Annotated in this window: 14 protein-coding genes; 9 read left to right on the forward strand and 5 right to left on the reverse strand. The window is 67.0% G+C overall.

Annotated elements, in window-relative coordinates; translation table 11 throughout:
• Position 1: 1 nt before the first annotated feature.
• Genes OG976_RS00835 through OG976_RS00845 form a run of 3 tightly spaced genes read right to left on the reverse strand, consistent with a single transcriptional unit; the run spans position 2 to position 1,921 of the window.
• On the reverse strand, positions 2–760 hold the full coding sequence (locus OG976_RS00835; RefSeq protein WP_328356585.1) for an enoyl-CoA hydratase/isomerase family protein: 759 nt from the start codon (positions 758–760) through the stop codon (positions 2–4).
• A 10-nt stretch (positions 761–770) separates the two neighbouring features.
• Positions 771–1,214 (reverse strand): TIGR03618 family F420-dependent PPOX class oxidoreductase, encoded by a 444-nt coding sequence (locus OG976_RS00840; protein WP_328356588.1) that lies wholly within the window; start codon positions 1,212–1,214, stop codon positions 771–773.
• Positions 1,215–1,219: 5 nt separating this feature from the next.
• A complete protein-coding gene (locus OG976_RS00845; protein WP_328356591.1) occupies positions 1,220–1,921 on the reverse strand; it encodes a hypothetical protein in 702 nt (233 codons plus the stop codon).
• A gap of 483 nt (positions 1,922–2,404) precedes the next feature.
• Between OG976_RS00845 and OG976_RS00850 the strand changes: the two genes are divergently transcribed.
• Positions 2,405–4,045, forward strand: coding sequence for an FUSC family protein (locus OG976_RS00850; protein WP_328356594.1), 1,641 nt, complete (start codon positions 2,405–2,407; stop codon positions 4,043–4,045).
• A gap of 82 nt (positions 4,046–4,127) precedes the next feature.
• Positions 4,128–6,482, forward strand: a complete 2,355-nt coding sequence (locus OG976_RS00855; protein WP_328356597.1) for an arylsulfatase — start codon at positions 4,128–4,130, stop codon at positions 6,480–6,482.
• 1 nt (position 6,483) lies between these two features.
• On the opposite strand, the gene OG976_RS00860 is transcribed toward OG976_RS00855, so the two are convergent.
• Positions 6,484–7,107 carry a PaaI family thioesterase gene (locus OG976_RS00860; protein ID WP_328356601.1) on the reverse strand — a complete coding sequence of 208 codons (624 nt, stop codon included), beginning with the start codon at positions 7,105–7,107 and terminating at the stop codon, positions 6,484–6,486.
• A gap of 145 nt (positions 7,108–7,252) precedes the next feature.
• On the opposite strand from OG976_RS00860, the gene OG976_RS00865 reads away from it, so the two are divergent.
• Both OG976_RS00865 and OG976_RS00870 read left to right on the forward strand, forming a co-directional pair.
• Positions 7,253–8,839, forward strand: coding sequence for a regulator (locus OG976_RS00865; protein ID WP_328356604.1), 1,587 nt, complete (start codon positions 7,253–7,255; stop codon positions 8,837–8,839).
• Between the two features lie 567 nt (positions 8,840–9,406).
• Entirely contained in the window at positions 9,407–10,993 is a 1,587-nt protein-coding gene (locus OG976_RS00870) for a hypothetical protein (protein ID WP_328356607.1), read from the forward strand.
• On the opposite strand, the gene OG976_RS00875 is transcribed toward OG976_RS00870, so the two are convergent.
• Entirely contained in the window at positions 10,983–11,393 is a 411-nt protein-coding gene (locus OG976_RS00875; RefSeq protein WP_328356612.1) for a cupin domain-containing protein, read from the reverse strand. The two genes, OG976_RS00870 and OG976_RS00875, sit on opposite strands and share 11 nt — an antisense overlap.
• Positions 11,394–11,463: 70 nt before the next feature.
• Here OG976_RS00875 and OG976_RS00880 point away from each other — a divergent pair, with 70 nt between their 5' ends.
• The 5 genes from OG976_RS00880 to OG976_RS00900 all read left to right on the forward strand — a co-directional run bounded on the left by OG976_RS00880 (position 11,464) and on the right by OG976_RS00900 (position 16,900).
• On the forward strand, positions 11,464–13,152 hold the full coding sequence (locus OG976_RS00880; RefSeq protein WP_328356614.1) for a tetratricopeptide repeat protein: 1,689 nt from the start codon (positions 11,464–11,466) through the stop codon (positions 13,150–13,152).
• A gap of 20 nt (positions 13,153–13,172) precedes the next feature.
• On the forward strand, positions 13,173–13,796 hold the full coding sequence (locus tag OG976_RS00885; RefSeq protein WP_328356616.1) for a rhomboid-like protein: 624 nt from the start codon (positions 13,173–13,175) through the stop codon (positions 13,794–13,796).
• Between the two features lie 11 nt (positions 13,797–13,807).
• Positions 13,808–14,287 carry a nucleoside deaminase gene (locus OG976_RS00890; RefSeq protein ID WP_328356618.1) on the forward strand — a complete coding sequence of 160 codons (480 nt, stop codon included), beginning with the start codon at positions 13,808–13,810 and terminating at the stop codon, positions 14,285–14,287.
• Positions 14,284–15,594, forward strand: coding sequence for an alpha-amylase family glycosyl hydrolase (locus OG976_RS00895; protein ID WP_328356621.1), 1,311 nt, complete (start codon positions 14,284–14,286; stop codon positions 15,592–15,594). Before OG976_RS00890 ends, OG976_RS00895 begins: the two co-directional genes overlap by 4 nt.
• A gap of 307 nt (positions 15,595–15,901) precedes the next feature.
• On the forward strand, positions 15,902–16,900 hold the full coding sequence (locus tag OG976_RS00900; RefSeq protein WP_328356624.1) for an esterase family protein: 999 nt from the start codon (positions 15,902–15,904) through the stop codon (positions 16,898–16,900).
• The last annotated feature ends 67 nt before the right edge of the window (positions 16,901–16,967 follow it).

Raw genomic sequence — 16,967 nt, forward strand, 5'->3', positions numbered from 1 at the left:
CCTAGGTGGAGCGGCCGCGGTGGAAGTCGGCCAGCGCCTCGGTGTTGGCCGCCGCGCCCATGAGCTTCTCGAAGTAGGCGTATTCGCGGGCGGTGGCCGCCGTGATCTCAGAGCGAATGGGCTCGGTGATCGTCTTCTTGACCGCGATGAGGCTCGGAATCGGCCGGGAGGCAAGGACATCGGCGTGCTTGCGGGCATCGGCGAGCAGTTCGTCGGGCTCGCTGACCCGCCAGACCAGTCCCATGCGCAACGCTTCGTCGGCATGGACCCACTCCGAGGACATCAGCAGCCAGGCCGCATTCTGCCGTCCCATCAACTGCGGCAACAGATATGACGATGCGGCCTCGGGGGCCACACCCAGACTGGTGAACGGGCACTTGATCCGCGCGGTGCTCGACATGAACGCCAGGTCGGCGAACCCGAGGATGGTGGCGCCGATACCCAGGCCGACGCCGTTGACCGCACAGATCAGTGGCTTGGGAAAGTCCGTGAGCGCGTTGATCAATCCGGGGAAACCGTGCTTACCCGACGGGAAGTCGGGATCGGTGATGCGGGCTTGCATGTCGCCGAGGTCCTGGCCGGCGCTGAACGCCCGCCCGGCTCCGGTGATGAGCACGACCGCGACCTCCGGGTCATCGGCCGCCGCCAGAAGCGCTTCGGTGGTGGCGTCGTAGAGCGCCTCGTTGAAGGCGTTGAGTGCGTCCGGCCGGTTGAGGGTGAGGGTGCGGACCCGGTTCTCGTCGTCGATGAGCAGCGTCACGGGCAGGAGCCTAACGGTTGGAGTAGATGCGAGTCGGTGAGACCAGGACGGCGGCGCGGCCCTGTTCGGCCATCGTCCGGTCGTACTCGTCCCAATTGTCATGTGTGCCACCGCAAGCAGTGAAGATCTCACGCAGCAGCAGCCGTAACCGGTCGGCTCCACCGAGCCAGTCCGGTACGTCGTCGGGGCCCGCCAGCTCGGCGCGGCCCTCCACCGTCGCCCACTTCCACCCGTCGCGGAAGGTGAATGTCACTGCGGGTCGCGACCGCAGATTGGCCAGCTTCACCGGGCCGTAGGTGACGAAGCCGAGCACCGGTTCTGCGGTGGCCGGGTGCGTCAGGATTCCGGCGTTGATGAGCGTGGACTGGATGGTGTGATCGGCACGCAGGGTCGACACGACAGCCAACCCGTTGTCGGATCGGGCCAGCGCGACGGCCTCGTCGAGAGTGGGCATGATCGTCAGTCTCCAAACGGTTCGCGGAACACGTACCGACTGGTGGGTACGGCGTCGATGTTGACGTTGGCGCCGAAAGCAGCTGTGCTGGCGACCATCTGCTCCATCCGGTTGCGCAGTTCATCGTCGTCGGCGGCGCCGAAGAAAGCGTGCAGGCTGGTCACCGCGTCGTTGGGGAACAGCTCCTCGACGATCGCGTTGATGACGGGTGCGTCCGGGGTCAGTGCGCGCACCACGTAATTCTGGACATACCCGAATGTCGACTGGGTGTCGATGGCGACCTGGGTGTGGTTGCCGTGCCATCGGGTCAGCCACGTCTGCTCGTCCATGTCGGCCGGGCGGCGCAGCAGGGCGATGTTGGCCAGTGCCGCGGTCCGCTCGCCCGGCAGCGTGCGGGGTGGCGGCATCGGCGCCGACTCGGTGACCAGATAGGCCGCCACGACCTCGGCGTGCTCGGCCAGCAGTTCGAGGGCGGCGCTCACCGCGGCGCCGTAGTACTGCTGGGTCCACAGCGTGACGAAGCCCTGCACAGGCGGGTCCAACGTGGTCAGCGTCATCAGCGCGTCCCGCACCTCGGCGTCGCGCACGTTGACCGTCAGACCGGCCACCCCCAGACCGAGCAGTTCATCGGCGATCGGCCCCCTGAGGCGCCGGGCCCATTCGTTGTCGGCAGTACCGGTCCGCAGCGTGACGATCACCTTTTCCATTGGCCCGAATTTAGCGGGCGCCGCGGCGTTGTCGGCGTGCAGTCTCACTCAGCTGGTATTCGAAATGGCGCGATCAAAGTCACGCGCTGCCAGCGAATTGCGCTGCGCATTCGCTGGCAGGTATACCGGCGGCCGGATAACGAATTTGCCAACAATGAATTCATACCACTTTCGCTTTTCAATTCCGCAGTCCACAATTGGCCGATGATCTGGCGCGGGGGTCACCGCCTGTCGGGCGGCGCCGGTCCGGCCTTTCGCGGCCTGGCCGTGCTATTCACGACCATCTGGGTGGTATTGACGTGGGGTCCCGCGAACGCGGTGGTGCCTGTCGGCGCCGCCATGGCGACCCTGGGTGCGGCGCTCAGTGACCCCGGGGCGCCGAATCCTCGACGGTCGGGAGCAGTTTTCCTGGCGATATTGACCGGAGTCGTGCTGCTCGCAGTACCCTCTGGCGCTTATCCGCCGGCACTGATAGTTCTCGCAATGTTTGTTTGCCTTGCCGCCGGCCTGATGTGGACGCTCGGCGGCGGTGCAGGCTTGGTCGGTGTGGGCCTGGTGGTGGTTGTTCTGACCGCGGGCACCGTCGAGGCCTCCGCACCGGCGACGATCGCCACCGGTGCGATGGTGTTCGGGTTCGGTCTGGCACACCTGTTGCTCGTCCCCCGCTGGCGCCCCCATGAGCGGGCCACTGAACGCGCCGCGGCCGCCCACTATCGTGCCGTGGCGGACTTCGCCCGCGCCGTGATCGCCGCACCGGGGACTCTGCCTGCCGCCCCCGATCCAGGCCCGGCCGCCCGCGGCGGGCTCGCCGACCGGATCGTGGCGACGCTGCGCGTGATGTCGGTGAGCGCCTGCCCTGACTGTCCGGACTGCCTGATGTCCTTACGCGCGGCCGTCGACGTCCTGACCGCGTTGGGCGACCCACGCCGGCAGGGCTGCGCCCATGCGGTCGAGGCGCTGAGCGCGCTCGACAGCGTCGCGCTGTCGAACGCGACGGCGGCGTCGTGCCGGCTGCGCGGTCAGCTACACCAGGCCGTGGCCACCCGGTTCGGTGTCGACGACCCGCGCGCGCGGCGGCAGCCCCGCGTCCTCGACATGTTGCGGCGCGAGATCCGGTGGAGTTCGCCGGTGTTCCGCCACGCCGTGCGCCTGGCCATCGGGGTGGGTGCGGCGCTGGTGTTGATCTCGGTTCGCGTTGTGCCCGAAGGTGTGTGGATACCACTGATCACCCTGGTGGTGCTGCGCCCGGGATGTCCGCGGACCTATATGCGATCGCTGGAGCGGATCGCGGGCGCGGCCGTGGGATTGACGGCGGCCACCGCGATCACCGTGCTCTGGCATCCGATCCCGCCGCTGATCGCGCTCCTTGCGGTCGTGTTCCTGGCCGCCGGCTGGGCGGTGCGGGCGCGCGGGCCGTGGGGCATCTCGACGGTTGTCGTCGGCGCGCTGGCGATCCTGATGCAGGCGCCGACTGCGGCGGCAGATCTGCTGGGGCACAGACTGTTCGCCGCCGCCCTGGGTGCGGCGATCGCGGTGTGGATGTATGCACTGCTGCCGGACCCGGCGAAGGCAAAGCTGTACCGCGGCATCAGCGAGATGCTGCGCGCGCACCTGGAATATGCGGCTGCCCACGTCAGCGCATTCGTGTCCGCAGCGCCGGGCATGACCGCCGAACGCGATGAGCTTCGCCGGCGGGCCACCGCGGCGCGGCGGGTTTTCGACAACGCCGCCGACTCCACCCGCGTGACCACCGCCGAGACCGCCGAGCTGCTCGACACGGCCCGCCGTGAGGCAGCCGCGTTGGCCGTCGCGATCGCGGTGCTGGACTCCGACGTCACGTCCGGCGGGGATGGGCTGGCGGGAATGCTCGGTGCTGCCGCCGACGAGTACGTGACCGCCCTGGTGGGCGCCGGTGTGCCGTGGCGACTGGATGCAGCCTGGCTCGGGTGTGCCGCCGAAGGGCTGCGACTCGAGGGTGCGGCGCTCGCCGGCGACGATCGGGTGGCGCGATTCCTCACCCAGATCGAGGCGATCACCCGGCACGCTCTCACACTCGGTCAGCTGGCCGAACGCGTGACAGGACATCTGAGCTACGCGTACGCCGTCGGCGACGACGTCCACTGAGGCGCGCCAATCCGGCTGATTCCATAGGTCTGCGGCGTACTCTGGCGGCACTTTCGCCACAGTCACAGGTCAAGGAGAAGCAATGCCGGATCATGACGCCGTCCGCCGTGATGTCCTGCCCATCCCCGACACCCAGCATGTCGGTTTGACGACGTACGACGCCAAGGATCCCGACACCAGCTACCCGCCGATCACCACACTTCGGCCCCCGAAGGGCGCCCCCAACGTCCTGATCGTGCTGATCGACGATGTCGGCTTCGCCGCCTCGTCGGCCTTCGGCGGACCGTGCAACACCCCGGTGGCCGAGCGGCTGGCCGGGGAAGGGTTGAAGCTGAACCGCTTTCACACCACCGCACTGTGCTCCCCGACCCGCCAGGCGCTGTTGACCGGGCGCAATCACCATTCGGTCGGGATGGGTGCGATCACCGAGATGGCCACTTCCGCGCCGGGCAACAGCAGTATTCGGCCCAAGAACAAGGCACCGATCGCCGAGACGCTGAAGCTCAACGGCTATTCGACGGCCCAGTTCGGCAAGTGTCACGAGGTTCCGGTGTGGGAGGTCTCCCCCGTCGGCCCGTTCCATCAGTGGCCCACCGGATCGGGATTCGAGTATTTCTACGGCTTCATCGGCGGCGAGGCCAACCAGTACTACCCCGGTCTCTATGAGGGCACCACCCCGGTCGAGCCGCCGCGCACCCCGGAAGAGGGTTACACCCTGACCGAGGACCTCGCCGACCACGCCATCACCTGGGTCCGTCAGCAGAAGGCGCTGATGGCCGACAAGCCGTTCTTCATGTACTTCGCCCCGGGTGCCACCCACGCGCCACACCATGTGCCCGCCGAATGGTCGGACAAGTACCGCGGCAAGTTCGACGCGGGCTGGGATGTGTTGCGGGAGAAGATCTTCGAGGAGCAGAAGAAGCTCGGGGTCATCCCGGCCGACGCCGAACTGACCAAGCGGCACGACGAGATTCCGGCCTGGGACGACATGTCCGACGAACTCAAGCCGGTGCTGGCCCGCCAGATGGAGATCTACGCCGGATTCCTGGAGCAGACCGACTACGAGGTCGGCCGGGTGATCGACGCCATCGAGGATCTCGGGGTACTCGAGGACACGCTGGTTTACTACATCATCGGCGACAACGGCGCCTCCGCCGAGGGCACGCCCCAGGGCTGCTTCAACGAGATGACGGTGCTCAACGGGATGGGCGGTGTGGAGACAGAAGAGTTTCTGCTGTCCAAGATCGATGACTTCGGCACCCCGGACGCCTACAACCACTACGCGGTGGGCTGGGCGCACGCCCTGTGCACGCCCTACCAGTGGACCAAGCAGGTGGCCTCGCACTGGGGCGGCACCCGCAACGGCACCATCGTGCACTGGCCCCGCGGGCTGGCCGACAAGGGCGGCGCCCGCAACCAGTTCCATTCCGTCATCGACGTCGCCCCCACCATCCTGGAGGCTGCCGGTATCCCGGCTCCGTTCAGCGTCAACGGAATCCAGCAGGCACCGCTGGAAGGAGTCAGTATGCTGGGGACGTTGCGGGACGTCGCCGCACCCGAGACCCATGTGGTCCAGTACTTCGAGATCATGGGTAACCGCGGCATCTACCACAACGGCTGGACCGCCTGCACCAAGCACCGCACCCCGTGGAAGGTCGACCAGCCGCCGGCCTTCGACGCCGACGTCTGGGAGCTGTACGGGCCCGACGACTGGACCCAATCCCGCAACCTGGTGGCCGAGAATCCGGAGAAACTGGCTGAGCTGCAACGTCTGTGGCTCATCGAAGCGGTGAAGTACAACGTGGTCCCGCTCGACGACCGGTCCTTCGAGCGGATCAACCCCGACATCGCGGGCCGGCCCCAGCTCATCCGGGGCACCAGCCAGTTGCTGTTCTCCGGCATGCGGGTCAGTGAGAGCTGCGTGGTCAACATCAAGAACAAGTCGCACTCGGTGACCGCTGACCTCGTCGTACCCGACGACGGCGCCTCCGGCGTCATCGCCACCCAGGGCGGCCAGGTGGGCGGCTGGTCGCTCTACGTCCACGACGGAAAGCTGAAGTACTGCTACAACTTCTTCGGCATCCAGCACTTCATCGTCACCGCCGATACGCCGCTGCCTGCCGGAAAGCACCAGGTGCGGATGGAATTCGCCTATGACGGAGGCGGATTGGCCAAGGGCGGCACCGTCACCCTCTTCCACGACGGCAAGCCGGTGGGATCGGGCCGAGTCGAGATCACCATCCCGATGGGCTTCTCCGCCGACGAGGCCTGCGATGTCGGGCGCGACACCGGCTCGCCGGCGTCACCGGACTACGGGCCCAGCCACAACGAGTTCACCGGCACGATCGACTGGGTCCAGATCGACCTGGGCGACGACAGCCACGACCACCTGATCACCGCCAAGGATCGGCTGAAGCTGGCGATGGGCAAGCAGTAGCTCAATCCCTGAGCCAGCGCGGGATGATGAAGACGCCTTCGGCCTCGACGGTGATGCCCTCGGCGTCGGAGATGAAACCGGCGCAGAAGGTCTTGACCCCGTCGGTGCGGGTGATGGCCGCCTCGGCGTGCAGCGGCCCCAGCGGGGTGGCCCGCACGTAGCGCATGGTGATGCTGCCGGTGAACCGCGGCTTGCGGTCCGGGCTGGCGGCCTCGCCGAGAACGTGGTCGAGGATCAGCGCCGACACCCCGCCGTGAACATGTCCGGGCGGGCCCTCGTAGGCCGCGCCGAGGTGGAAGTCCGCCCACCGCCGCCCGTCCGGTTCGCGGTGCACCGCCAGGGGCGGGGCCAGGGCATTGCGGACGCCGATGACGGCGTTGCCCCAGCCCATGCTCTCCCCGTCAGCGGTGCGGCGCACGCCGAAGGCCCCGTCGATCTGCCGGCTGCGCAGCCGCGCGACGGCCGCGTCGACGTCGGCCTTGACCGCGGCGACGGTCTCGGCGTCGGCCTCGGTGCGGATAGTGGCGTCGACCAGCTCACGCACGGATTCGGTCAGCGGTTCGTAGATCGCGCGCAGCCGAGCGACCTCCTCGGCGGGGATGTCCTCGACGGTAAATTCCAGCACCCCTGCACTAGAACACGGTTCTACCGCGGGTGTCTAACTGGCACTCCCGTCAGCGAATAACACGATTGACACACAGCCGTACCGTGTTCGGAATCTGTTCGTCGAGAATCTGCAGGTAGCCCTACACGCGCCCAGGAGACCATGGATGAGCACTGACGTGACCGATCAGCCCGCAGCGTCACCCGACGACGTCAAAATCGCGTGGTGGACCCGCGGCGATCTCAACGCCTTCTTCGGCCTGGGCTTCAACATCCTGGTCAACGTCTTGACGCTCACCACGCTGATGATCGGCGTGATCAAGCTGCCCGCCGACGACGTGCTCGGCACCGTCCTGCCGGCACTCGGTGTGGCACTCGTGCTGGGCAACCTCTACTACACGTTCCTGGCGCGACGGCTCGCGCAGCGCGAGAACCGCAGCGATGTCACCGCGCTGCCGTACGGGCCGAGCGTCCCGCACATGTTCATCGTCGTCTTCGTCGTCATGCTGCCGGTGTATCTGGCCACCAAGGACCCCATCGAGGCGTGGAAGTCAGGCCTGGCCTGGGCATTCATGATCGGCGTGATCGTCATCATCGGTGGCTTCGTCGGGCCCTATATCCGCAAGCTCACCCCGCGCGCGGCGATGCTGGGAACGCTGGCCGGCATCTCGATCACGTTCATCTCGATGCGACCGGCTGCGCAGATGTGGGAGGCGGCCTGGATCGGCCTGCCGGTGCTGGCCATCATCCTGATCGGCTTCTTCACCGACGTGAAGCTGCCCGGCAACATCCCGGTCGGCCTCGTCGCGCTGCTGGTCGGTACCGCGATCGGCTGGGCCGGCGGCTTCATGTCGGCACCGGACGTCAGCCAAGCCGTCTCCGACATCGCCATCGGTATCCCCGACCTGCGCATCGACCTGTTGTTCTCCGGGCTGTCGCACCTGGCGCCGCTGCTGGGGACCGCGATTCCGTTGGGTGTCTACAACTTCACCGAGGCCATGAGCAACGTCGAGAGCGCCGCGGCTGCCGGTGACAACTACAACCTGCGCAGCGTGCTGATCGCCGACGGCGCAGGCGCGGTGATCGGCTCGGCGTTCGGCTCACCGTTCCCGCCCGCGGTCTACATCGGCCACCCGGGCTGGAAGGACGCCGGTGGTCGGGTCGGCTACTCACTGGCCAGTGGTGTGGTGATCGGAGTTCTGTGCTTCCTGGGCCTCTTCGGTGTGCTGGCCGCGCTGCTCCCGGTGCCGGCGATCGTGCCGATCCTGCTCTACATCGGGTTGCTGATCGGAGCACAGGCCTTCCAGGCGGTGCCGCGCCTGCACGCTGTGGCCGTCGTCGCCGCCCTGCTGCCCAACCTGGCGCAGTGGGCCAGCGGACTGATCGACAACGCCCTGAACGCGGCCGGAACCTCGGCGAGCAAGGTGGGGATGGACGCACTCGGCGGTGCGGGCGTGGTCTACGACGGACTGCAGACCCTGGGCGAGGGTGCGATTCTCGTCGGCCTGCTGCTGGGCACCATGGTGACGTTCATCCTGGACAAGAAGTTCCGCTTCGCCGCGCTTGCCGCGGTCGTCGCCGCGGCGCTGTCCTTCATCGGGCTGATTCACGCACCGGAGATCTCCTGGGCCGCAAATCCGCAAGTGGCCCTTGGGTATCTGTTCTTCGCGGTGGTGTGCGTGGCGTACTCGTTCCTGCCGGGGGCCAACGAGCCGGTGACCGTCGACGAGGCCGATATCGTCGCCGGGCATTAAGTCTGCGGGAATCGACGGTCCTCGATGGGCCGACCTGAGGCGACAGATTGACGACGGCGTGTCCGGTCGGTGAATGATCATCGACGGACCGGCCGGCAGAGCGCAGGAAACGGTGCGCGAATTTACGCTGTTGCCAATACGCCTCGCATGCCCGGAAGGTGCGCCGTGCAATCAGCTACCAGAGCCCGTCTCACATCAGCCGTCTTCGCCAGCGGAGTTGGCCTGGCGATTGCGGCCTGTCCGTGGTCTGCGGCGGCCGAGTCGGACGGCGCGAACTCGTCTGAATCTCCGTCGGCGGCGCACTCGGCCGCCAAGGCTGGTCCTGCCCGCAAGACGGAATCACCGGCGAGCGTGACGGCCCACGCTGCGAGAAGCGGTCGCAGTGGCGCGGCCGTAACGTCAGATGCGGCATCGACGAAGCGTCTCGTCAAGATCTCGCTCTCGCCATCGGCCCGTCCGGTTTCGCCGACAGAACCTGTTGAGAACGAGCGGATCTCGGCGCCAACGGCCAGCTCCGTGACAGGCCTCGACGCCGCTGTGACCCCGACGACTTCGCCGAGCGGCCCGGTGAAGACCGACGCGCCGGTAGCCGAAGTCGCCCGTTCCACGTCGCTGGCGCCGGTATCACCCTCTGCCGTAAGCACTTCCGGAGCAGCGTCGGCAATGTCTTCGGCAGCGGCGCCTGGCGACCCACTCGTGGGCATGGTTTCGGGTCTCCTCGCGCTGTCCGGGACCCCGACGTCGCCGACTGAACCGCGGCCACTGGAAGTATTGGTGCGGGCGCTCTTTCGGCCCCTACTGGGAACGACAACCCAAGGATTTGTCTTCAGGAACGAAAGCAGCCAGCCTGTCACATTCGTGGGATATGGGACAACGGAACGTCCGGACGGCGGCGGACCCGCACCTGACACCGTCGTCGCCCCGAACCAGACCCTCAGGTTCGAGGTGATCTACAACTTCTTCAAGACGACAAGAGTGCAGGCGCTGTTCACCACGGACGCGGGTGCGACGATCTTCACGTCGAACCTCACCGTCGGACCGTTCAACGAAGCCTCGTCCACCTGTGCGACTACCGGCGGCGGTCAGCGATGCGTCGCGGATAAGAAGAACATCAGGTTCGTGAACGCGCCGGCGACGAATCTCGCAGGTCTGTTCGACGCCGTGGACACCACATCGACATCCTTTGGTGATCGACTCCTCGGCATCGTGGGCGGGTTACTGGGAACAACGACTCAGGGCTACACCGTCTACAACCTCACCAACAAGCCGCTCACGGTGGCGGGCTACGGCACATCGGAACTCCCAGAGAACGGTCTGCCCAAACCCGGCACGGTGATTCCCGTGGGAGGCACGGCACGAATCGAAGTGATCTACAACTTCTTCCAATCAACCACCGTCGAACCCGTGCTCACCACCGGGCCCAATGGCACGATCGTCACCGCCGACCTCACTGTCGGCCCCCTCAACGGCGCTTCCTCTACATGCGGCGCTGTCGGCGGAAGTGACCGCTGCTCGGCGGAGGGCAAGTCGGTCGTCGTGTTGCAGGCGGCTGGAGGAAACACCGTTATCGGGCCGGATCAAGCTCAGACGCAGGCCAGAATCATCGAGGCACTGTGTAAGGACGGCGGCAAGGCCAGCTGCGACTTCAAGCCCGAGAGTGAAACCAGGGCGCTCAGCGAGCCACGCAACGTGGCCAGCCCCATCATCAATCGGGGCGTGAACCCCATCAAGCGGACACTCAAGTTGATCGATGTCGTGAGCCAGACCGACAGCCTCAACATCACCGCGAAGGCATCGTTCAGCAATCTGACGAAGACCATCAACGCCGAGATCAGCACCGCATACGGGCATACGTGGACCAACACCAAGACGTTTGAGGAAGACATCGAGGTGACGACGCCGCCCGGGTACACGACCACTATCACCGCTCGACAGCCCGTCTTCCGGGTGACCGGAACGTTCACCGTGGTCGTCGACGACACCACGTTCACGCTGACCGGTGTGCAGTTCGACAGCCCGGACACGAAGGCCAACTTCGGTTCGTACGAGATCATCGACACACCGAACACGCCCACCACTCCGGCGGTGCCGCAGTGGCTTTCGGCGGTTCTCACCGCGCTGGGTATCCGGCTCAGCAACCCAATCACGGTGTAGGCGCGGCGCCGGGACTTCGATCAGCGACGAAGGGAACCTGCGCGCCATCGGCCAGCACGACGTACAGCCGGCACCACGGGTCGGTGCCGACGAGGCGCCACTGATGCCCGGAACCGACGGTGTCCTCGGCGAGCAGGATGTCACCGGGATGCAGGGTGAACTCCTCGTTGTCGCGGGTGGTGAACACCAACGTCCCGGCGAGCGTGATCACGAGCTGACGCACCGGGGCGGTGTGCCAGGCCAGCGTGCCACCGCTGACCGTCTCCTCGGCCGTCACGCGGGCGGCGGCCATCGCCGCCGAGACCAGATCGTCGTTGCGGCCCGGGGCCAGATCAAGCCGGCCGATCTGGACGTGAGACTGATCGTCAGCGCCGGTGAACAGACGCACGCAGCGAATCATGCTCGAATCCTTTCGTTCTGCCAGGTTGCAACGGTATCGGGATCGACGCGGCTGACCTATCCTCAGCGCCATGACGGTCCACCTCGTTGATGCCGAGCCGTACTACGACCTCGGCTCCTATCACCGGACCGTCGACACCCCCTCCGCGCAGGCACAGGTGTGGTTCGACCGCGGCCTGGTGTGGGCCTACGCCTTCAACCACGAGGAAGCGATCGCGTGCTTCGAGCGTGCGCTGGCCCTGGATCCTGACCTGGCGCTGGCCCGGTGGGGCATCGCGTACGCGATCGGGCCGAACTACAACAAGGCGTGGGACGCGTTCGACCCCGTCGATCTCGCCGCATCCCTGGCCCGGGCCCGCACCGAGTTGCGGCTGGCCGCCGACGGCCGGGCCGGCGTCGTCGAGCAGGCCTTGATCGCGGCCCTGGCCGCCCGCTTCCCCACCGACGACCCCGACGACGCCGAGGCGCTGGCGGCCGGGCACATCGCCTACGCCGACGCGATGGCCAAGGTGGCGGCCGCCCACCCTGATGACGTCGACGTGCTGGCGCTGGCGGCCGACGCACTGGTCAATGTGACCGCATGGGCGTTGTGGGACAGCCGAACCGGCGAACCGGCGCCGGGATCGCGCGTCGTGGCGGCCAAGAGTCTGCTCGACCGTGCGCTGACCACCGAGGCCGGGCGGACTCATCCCGGCGTGCTGCACCTCTACATCCACGCGATGGAGATGTCGGCACACCCCGAGGACGCGCTGCCGGCCGCGGACCTGCTGCGCGGGCTGGTGCCCGATGCCGGTCACCTCGAACACATGCCGTCGCACATCGACGTGCTGTGCGGTGAGTACCGATCCTCGGTGCTGGCCAACCAGTCCGCGGTGCGCGCCGATCGGCTGTTCGTCGAGCGCCAGGGCCCGCTGAACTTCTACTCCCTCTACCGCGCGCACGACCTTCACTTCGTCGTGTATTCGGCGATGTTCTCCGGACAGTCCCGGACCGCCCTGCTGGCCGCCGACGAACTGGCTGAGCAGCTGACCCCCGAACTGCTGTCCATCTCCTCGCCGCCGATGGCGGACTGGCTGGAAGCGTTCGTGCCGCTGCGGGTGCACGTGCTGATCCGGTTCGGCCGCTGGGACGACCTGATCGCGTTGCCGTTGCCCGACGATCCCGAGTTGTATTGCAGCACAACCGCAACCATTCATTACGGTCGCGGAGTGGCACACGCGGCCAAGGGTCAGCTGGCCGCGGCCGTGGCCGAACGTGAGGCCTTCACGGCGGCGTACGCCCGCATCCCGGAGTCCCGGTATCTGTTCAACAACACCAGCCGCGACATCCTGGCGGTCGGCGCTGCCATGCTCGACGGCGAAATCAGCTACCGCGAGGGCAACTACGACGAGGCTTACGCCCACCTGCGGCGAGCCATCGACCTCGATGACGCGCTGCCCTACGACGAGCCGTGGGGCTGGATGCAGCCGACCCGGCACGCCTACGGTGCGCTGCTGCTCGAGCAGGGCCACGTCTCAGAGGCCGCCCAGGTGTATGCCGCCGACCTTGGTCTGGACCCAACATTGAGCCGGTCGTGTCAGCACCCGGGCAACGTGTGGAGCCTGCACGGCTACCACGAATGCCTGCAGCGGCTGGGCCGCACCGAGGAAGCGGTCATCATCGGCCGCCAGCTCGAACTGGCCAAGGCGCGTGCCGACGTGCCGATCCTGGCCTCGTGCGCCTGCCGCATGGAGGTCTTCGAGAAGAGCTGCTGCGGCTGAGGCCCACGTATCGTCGACGAGTGGTCGACGAGCTTAGGCACCGCCTGGCGCGGTTCGTGGGCGGTGCGCCGGTGACCTTCAGCTGGCTGGCGCTGCTCCTGATGACCACCGTCGCCCAGCATCTGTTGCCGCGCTGGCATCTGATCGTGCTGCTGCGCAAGGACTCCACCAACCTGCATCACCTGGCATCCGACCCGGTCCGGGTGCTGATCACCAGCCTGCTGTGGCTCGACGGCGCCGCCTGGTGGTGGCTCTACCTGGCGGTGTTCTGCGTGTTCCTGGCGCCGGCGGAGCATCGGCTGGGTTCGCTGCGGTTCGTGGTCGCCGGGCTTATCGCCCACATCGTCGCCACCTACGTCAGCGAGGGATTCCTGTACTGGCAGATCCAGGAGTCGATGGTCTCACCGCGATATCTCAACGCGCGCGACGTCGGAGTCAGCTATGTGGTGGCGGGCATCATCGGCATCCTCACCTACTGCATTGCCAGGCCCTGGCGGTGGGTCTATCTGCTGCTCGCTCTCGGCTGCTTCGTCGCGCCGGTCGTCGTTCATGCCACCTTCACCACGGTCGGTCACCTGACCGCACTGCTGATCGGGTTGGCGCTCTACCCGTTGACCCGCTCCCGGCGCCGGGCTGCTGCGTAGAGTGAGACAGCGTGGCGCTCAGCGACGAGGACACCAAATGGCTCGGCCGTTGCGTCGAACTGGCCCGCACCGCGCTGGAGGCCGGCGACGAACCGTTCGGCTCGGTCCTGGTCGGTGACGACGGCGCGGCGCTGCTCGAAGACCACAACCACGTCGCCGGCGGGGACGCCACCGCCCACCCCGAGTTCGCGATCGCCCGCTGGTCGGCGCAGCACCTCTCACCGGAGCAGCGCGCCGCCGCAACCGTCTACACCTCCGGTGAGCACTGCCCGATGTGTGCGGCCGCCCACGCCTGGGTTGGATTGGGCCGCATCGTGTTTGCCGTCTCCGGCGCTCAACTGGCCCAGTGGCTCGTCGAGTGGAAGGCGCCGCCGCCCCCGGTCGCGCCGCTACCCGTCACCGCGGTGGCCCCCGATCTCGTCGCCGACGGGCCCGCACCGCAGTACCGCGACGAGATGATGGCGCTCTACGCCGCGAGGTTTCGGCCATGAGCGCATCGTCCTGGGTTCGCCACGCGATCTGGTGGCACGTCTATCCGCTCGGATTCGTCGGCGCCTTCCCAGCCGACACCCCACCCGGACCCGGCGAGCACCGGCTGCGCCGCCTCATCGACTGGCTTGACCACGCAGTGGAACTCGGTACGTCGGGTATCGCGCTCGGCCCTGTCTTCGCATCGCGCACCCACGGCTATGACACCACCGACCATTACCGCATCGACCCGCGTCTGGGTGACGACGGTGACTTCGACGAGCTGATCGCGCAATCTCACCAGCGTGGGCTGCGGGTGCTACTCGACGGCGTGTTCAACCACGTCGGAACCGATTTCGAGCGTTACCGCTCGGCCGAGGACGGCGACGCCGGCGCGGCGGGCTGGTTTCGCGGACGTCCTGGGCGCTTCCACACCTTCGAAGGCCACGGCGAGCTCATCACGCTCAACCACCACAGTCCGGACGTGGTCGACTACGTCGCGGACGTGATGAACCACTGGCTCGACCGCGGCGCCGACGGATGGCGCCTGGACGCGGCGTACGCGGTGCCGGAGTCGTTCTGGGCCGAGGTACTGCCGCGGGTTCGGCAACGCCACGCCGACGCATGGTTCGTCGCCGAGGTCATCCACGGCGACTACGTCGGGTTCGTCGAGGGATCCGGGGTGGACTCGGTGACCCAGTACGAGTTGTGGAAGGCCGTCTGGAGCAGCCTCAACGACGGCAACTTTCACGAACTGGACTGGGCGCTGCAGCGCCACAACGACTTCCTGGCCCGATTCACACCCCAGACGTTCGTCGGCAATCACGACGTGACCCGTATCGCCAGCCAACTCGACCGTGCCGAGCACGTCGCGCACGCTCTGGTCTTGCTGTTCACCACCGGCGGGGTGCCGACGATCTACGCGGGCGACGAGTTCGGATACCGCGGGGTCAAGGAAGAGCGGGCCGGCGGCGACGACGCGGTGCGCCCCGAATTCGGCTCGCCCCCGGCAGATCTCGACGACGACGGCCGCGCAGCGCTCACTCTGCACCAGTTCCTGATCGGGCTGCGCCGCCGCAACCCGTGGTTGCACGAGGCGGCGACCCGGGCGCTGCACCTGGAAAACCGTTGCTACGCATACGAAACCCGATGTGGCGACGAGGCATTGATCGTCGCCCTCAACGTCGACGATGTGCCGATGCACCTGCCCGTCGCCGAACTGGCCGGCAGGCCGGCCCGGCTGGCCGGCGGTACCGGCGCTCCGCCGGAGGACCTCGTGCGCGAGGTGGTGGTCCCGCCGCAGGGCTGGCTGGTGCTGCGCCCCGAGTGAGCTAGAGCAGGTGCGGCGATACCCGAGGTGTTGCTGAGGCGTGATCGTGCCGTTATCTCCCGGCCCGTGCATCGTTCCGCCATCTGCCGCGTCTACCCAGCTCAGCGGCGATACAGGGTTGCGACCCTGTGTCCAGAGTGACCACTGTGACAAATACGGCGAGTCCTGGACGTCTCCCTATCGTTAGCTAACCGCGACTTGGCGCACCGCTGCGCGTACCGAATCCGCCATGCGCCACGTGTTTAGCTACCGGCGCAGAGCACTTTGACTACGGACCGAATACATATGAAAGGTGATGGTTGTCGTCATGAAAATCGTCGAGATGATGCGAGGCACTTGGTTGCGCCGCGTGGCCGCAGCCTTCGTGGCCGCACTCTTCTTGCCCGGCTTGATCGGCGTTGTCGGCGGTTCGGCGACAGCGGCCGCCTTCTCCAAGCCCGGGCTTCCCGTTCTCTACCTTGATGTTCCGTCGGCCTCGATGGGCCGCAACATCCGTATCCAGTTCCAGGGCGGCGGCACGCACGCGGTCTACCTGCTCGACGGCCTGCGTGCGCAGGACGACTACAGCGGCTGGGACATCAACACCCCGGCGTTCGAGTGGTTCTACGGTTCGGGCCTGTCGGCGGTCATGCCGGTCGGCGGCCAGTCGAGCTTCTACACCGACTGGTACCAGCCGTCGCAGGGCAACGGTCAGAACTACACCTACAAGTGGGAAACGTTCATGACCCAGGAGCTGCCGACCTATCTGGCAGCCAACTACGGCGTCGACCCCAACGGCAATGCCGTCGTCGGTCTGTCGATGGCCGGCAGCGCAGCGCTGACCTACTCGATCTACTACCCGCAGAAGTACACCTACGCCGCGTCGCTGTCGGGCTTCCTCAACCCTTCCGAGGGCTGGTGGCCGATGCTGATCGGTCTGGCGATGAACGACGCGGGCGGGTACAACGCGCAGAGCATGTGGGGTCCGTCGTCTGACCCGGCATGGCGGCGCAACGACCCGATGGTCAACATCAATCAGTTGGTCGCCAACAACACTCGGGTCTGGATCTACTGCGGCACCGGTACGCCGTCGGAACTGGACACCTCCGGTGGCGGCGGAAACCTGATGGCCGCACAGTTCCTGGAGGGCTTCACTCTGCGGACCAACAAGACCTTCATGGACAACTACCTCGCGGCTGGTGGACGCAACGGCGTGTTCAACTTCCCCGCGAACGGCACCCACAGCTGGGGCTACTGGGGACAGCAGCTGCAGTCGATGATCCCGGACATGCAGCGGGTTCTGGGGGCCACCCCGACCGCGGGCTGATCCCGGTCACATCTGGACAGCGAGCCTGTCGCCTTCGGGCGGCAGGCTCGCTGCTGTGTGGGGTCCA

It is taken from the genome of Mycobacterium sp. NBC_00419 (genome assembly GCF_036023875.1).
Lineage (GTDB): Bacteria > Actinomycetota > Actinomycetes > Mycobacteriales > Mycobacteriaceae > Mycobacterium.

What these genes read in the sequence shown, in the direction of transcription:
- OG976_RS00845 (WP_328356591.1), bottom strand. Translation starts at nt 1,921, where the DNA reads ATGGAAAAGGTGATCGTCACGCTGCGGACCGGTACTGCCGACAACGAA.
- OG976_RS00875 (WP_328356612.1), bottom strand. Translation starts at nt 11,393, where the DNA reads ATGATTCGCTGCGTGCGTCTGTTCACCGGCGCTGACGATCAGTCTCAC.
- OG976_RS00850 (WP_328356594.1), top strand. Translation starts at nt 2,405, where the DNA reads ATGTTTGTTTGCCTTGCCGCCGGCCTGATGTGGACGCTCGGCGGCGGT.
- OG976_RS00855 (WP_328356597.1), top strand. Translation starts at nt 4,128, where the DNA reads ATGCCGGATCATGACGCCGTCCGCCGTGATGTCCTGCCCATCCCCGAC.
- OG976_RS00880 (WP_328356614.1), top strand. Translation starts at nt 11,464, where the DNA reads ATGACGGTCCACCTCGTTGATGCCGAGCCGTACTACGACCTCGGCTCC.
- OG976_RS00895 (WP_328356621.1), top strand. Translation starts at nt 14,284, where the DNA reads ATGAGCGCATCGTCCTGGGTTCGCCACGCGATCTGGTGGCACGTCTAT.
- OG976_RS00840 (WP_328356588.1), bottom strand. Translation starts at nt 1,214, where the DNA reads ATGCCCACTCTCGACGAGGCCGTCGCGCTGGCCCGATCCGACAACGGG.
- OG976_RS00900 (WP_328356624.1), top strand. Translation starts at nt 15,902, where the DNA reads ATGAAAATCGTCGAGATGATGCGAGGCACTTGGTTGCGCCGCGTGGCC.
- OG976_RS00865 (WP_328356604.1), top strand. Translation starts at nt 7,253, where the DNA reads ATGAGCACTGACGTGACCGATCAGCCCGCAGCGTCACCCGACGACGTC.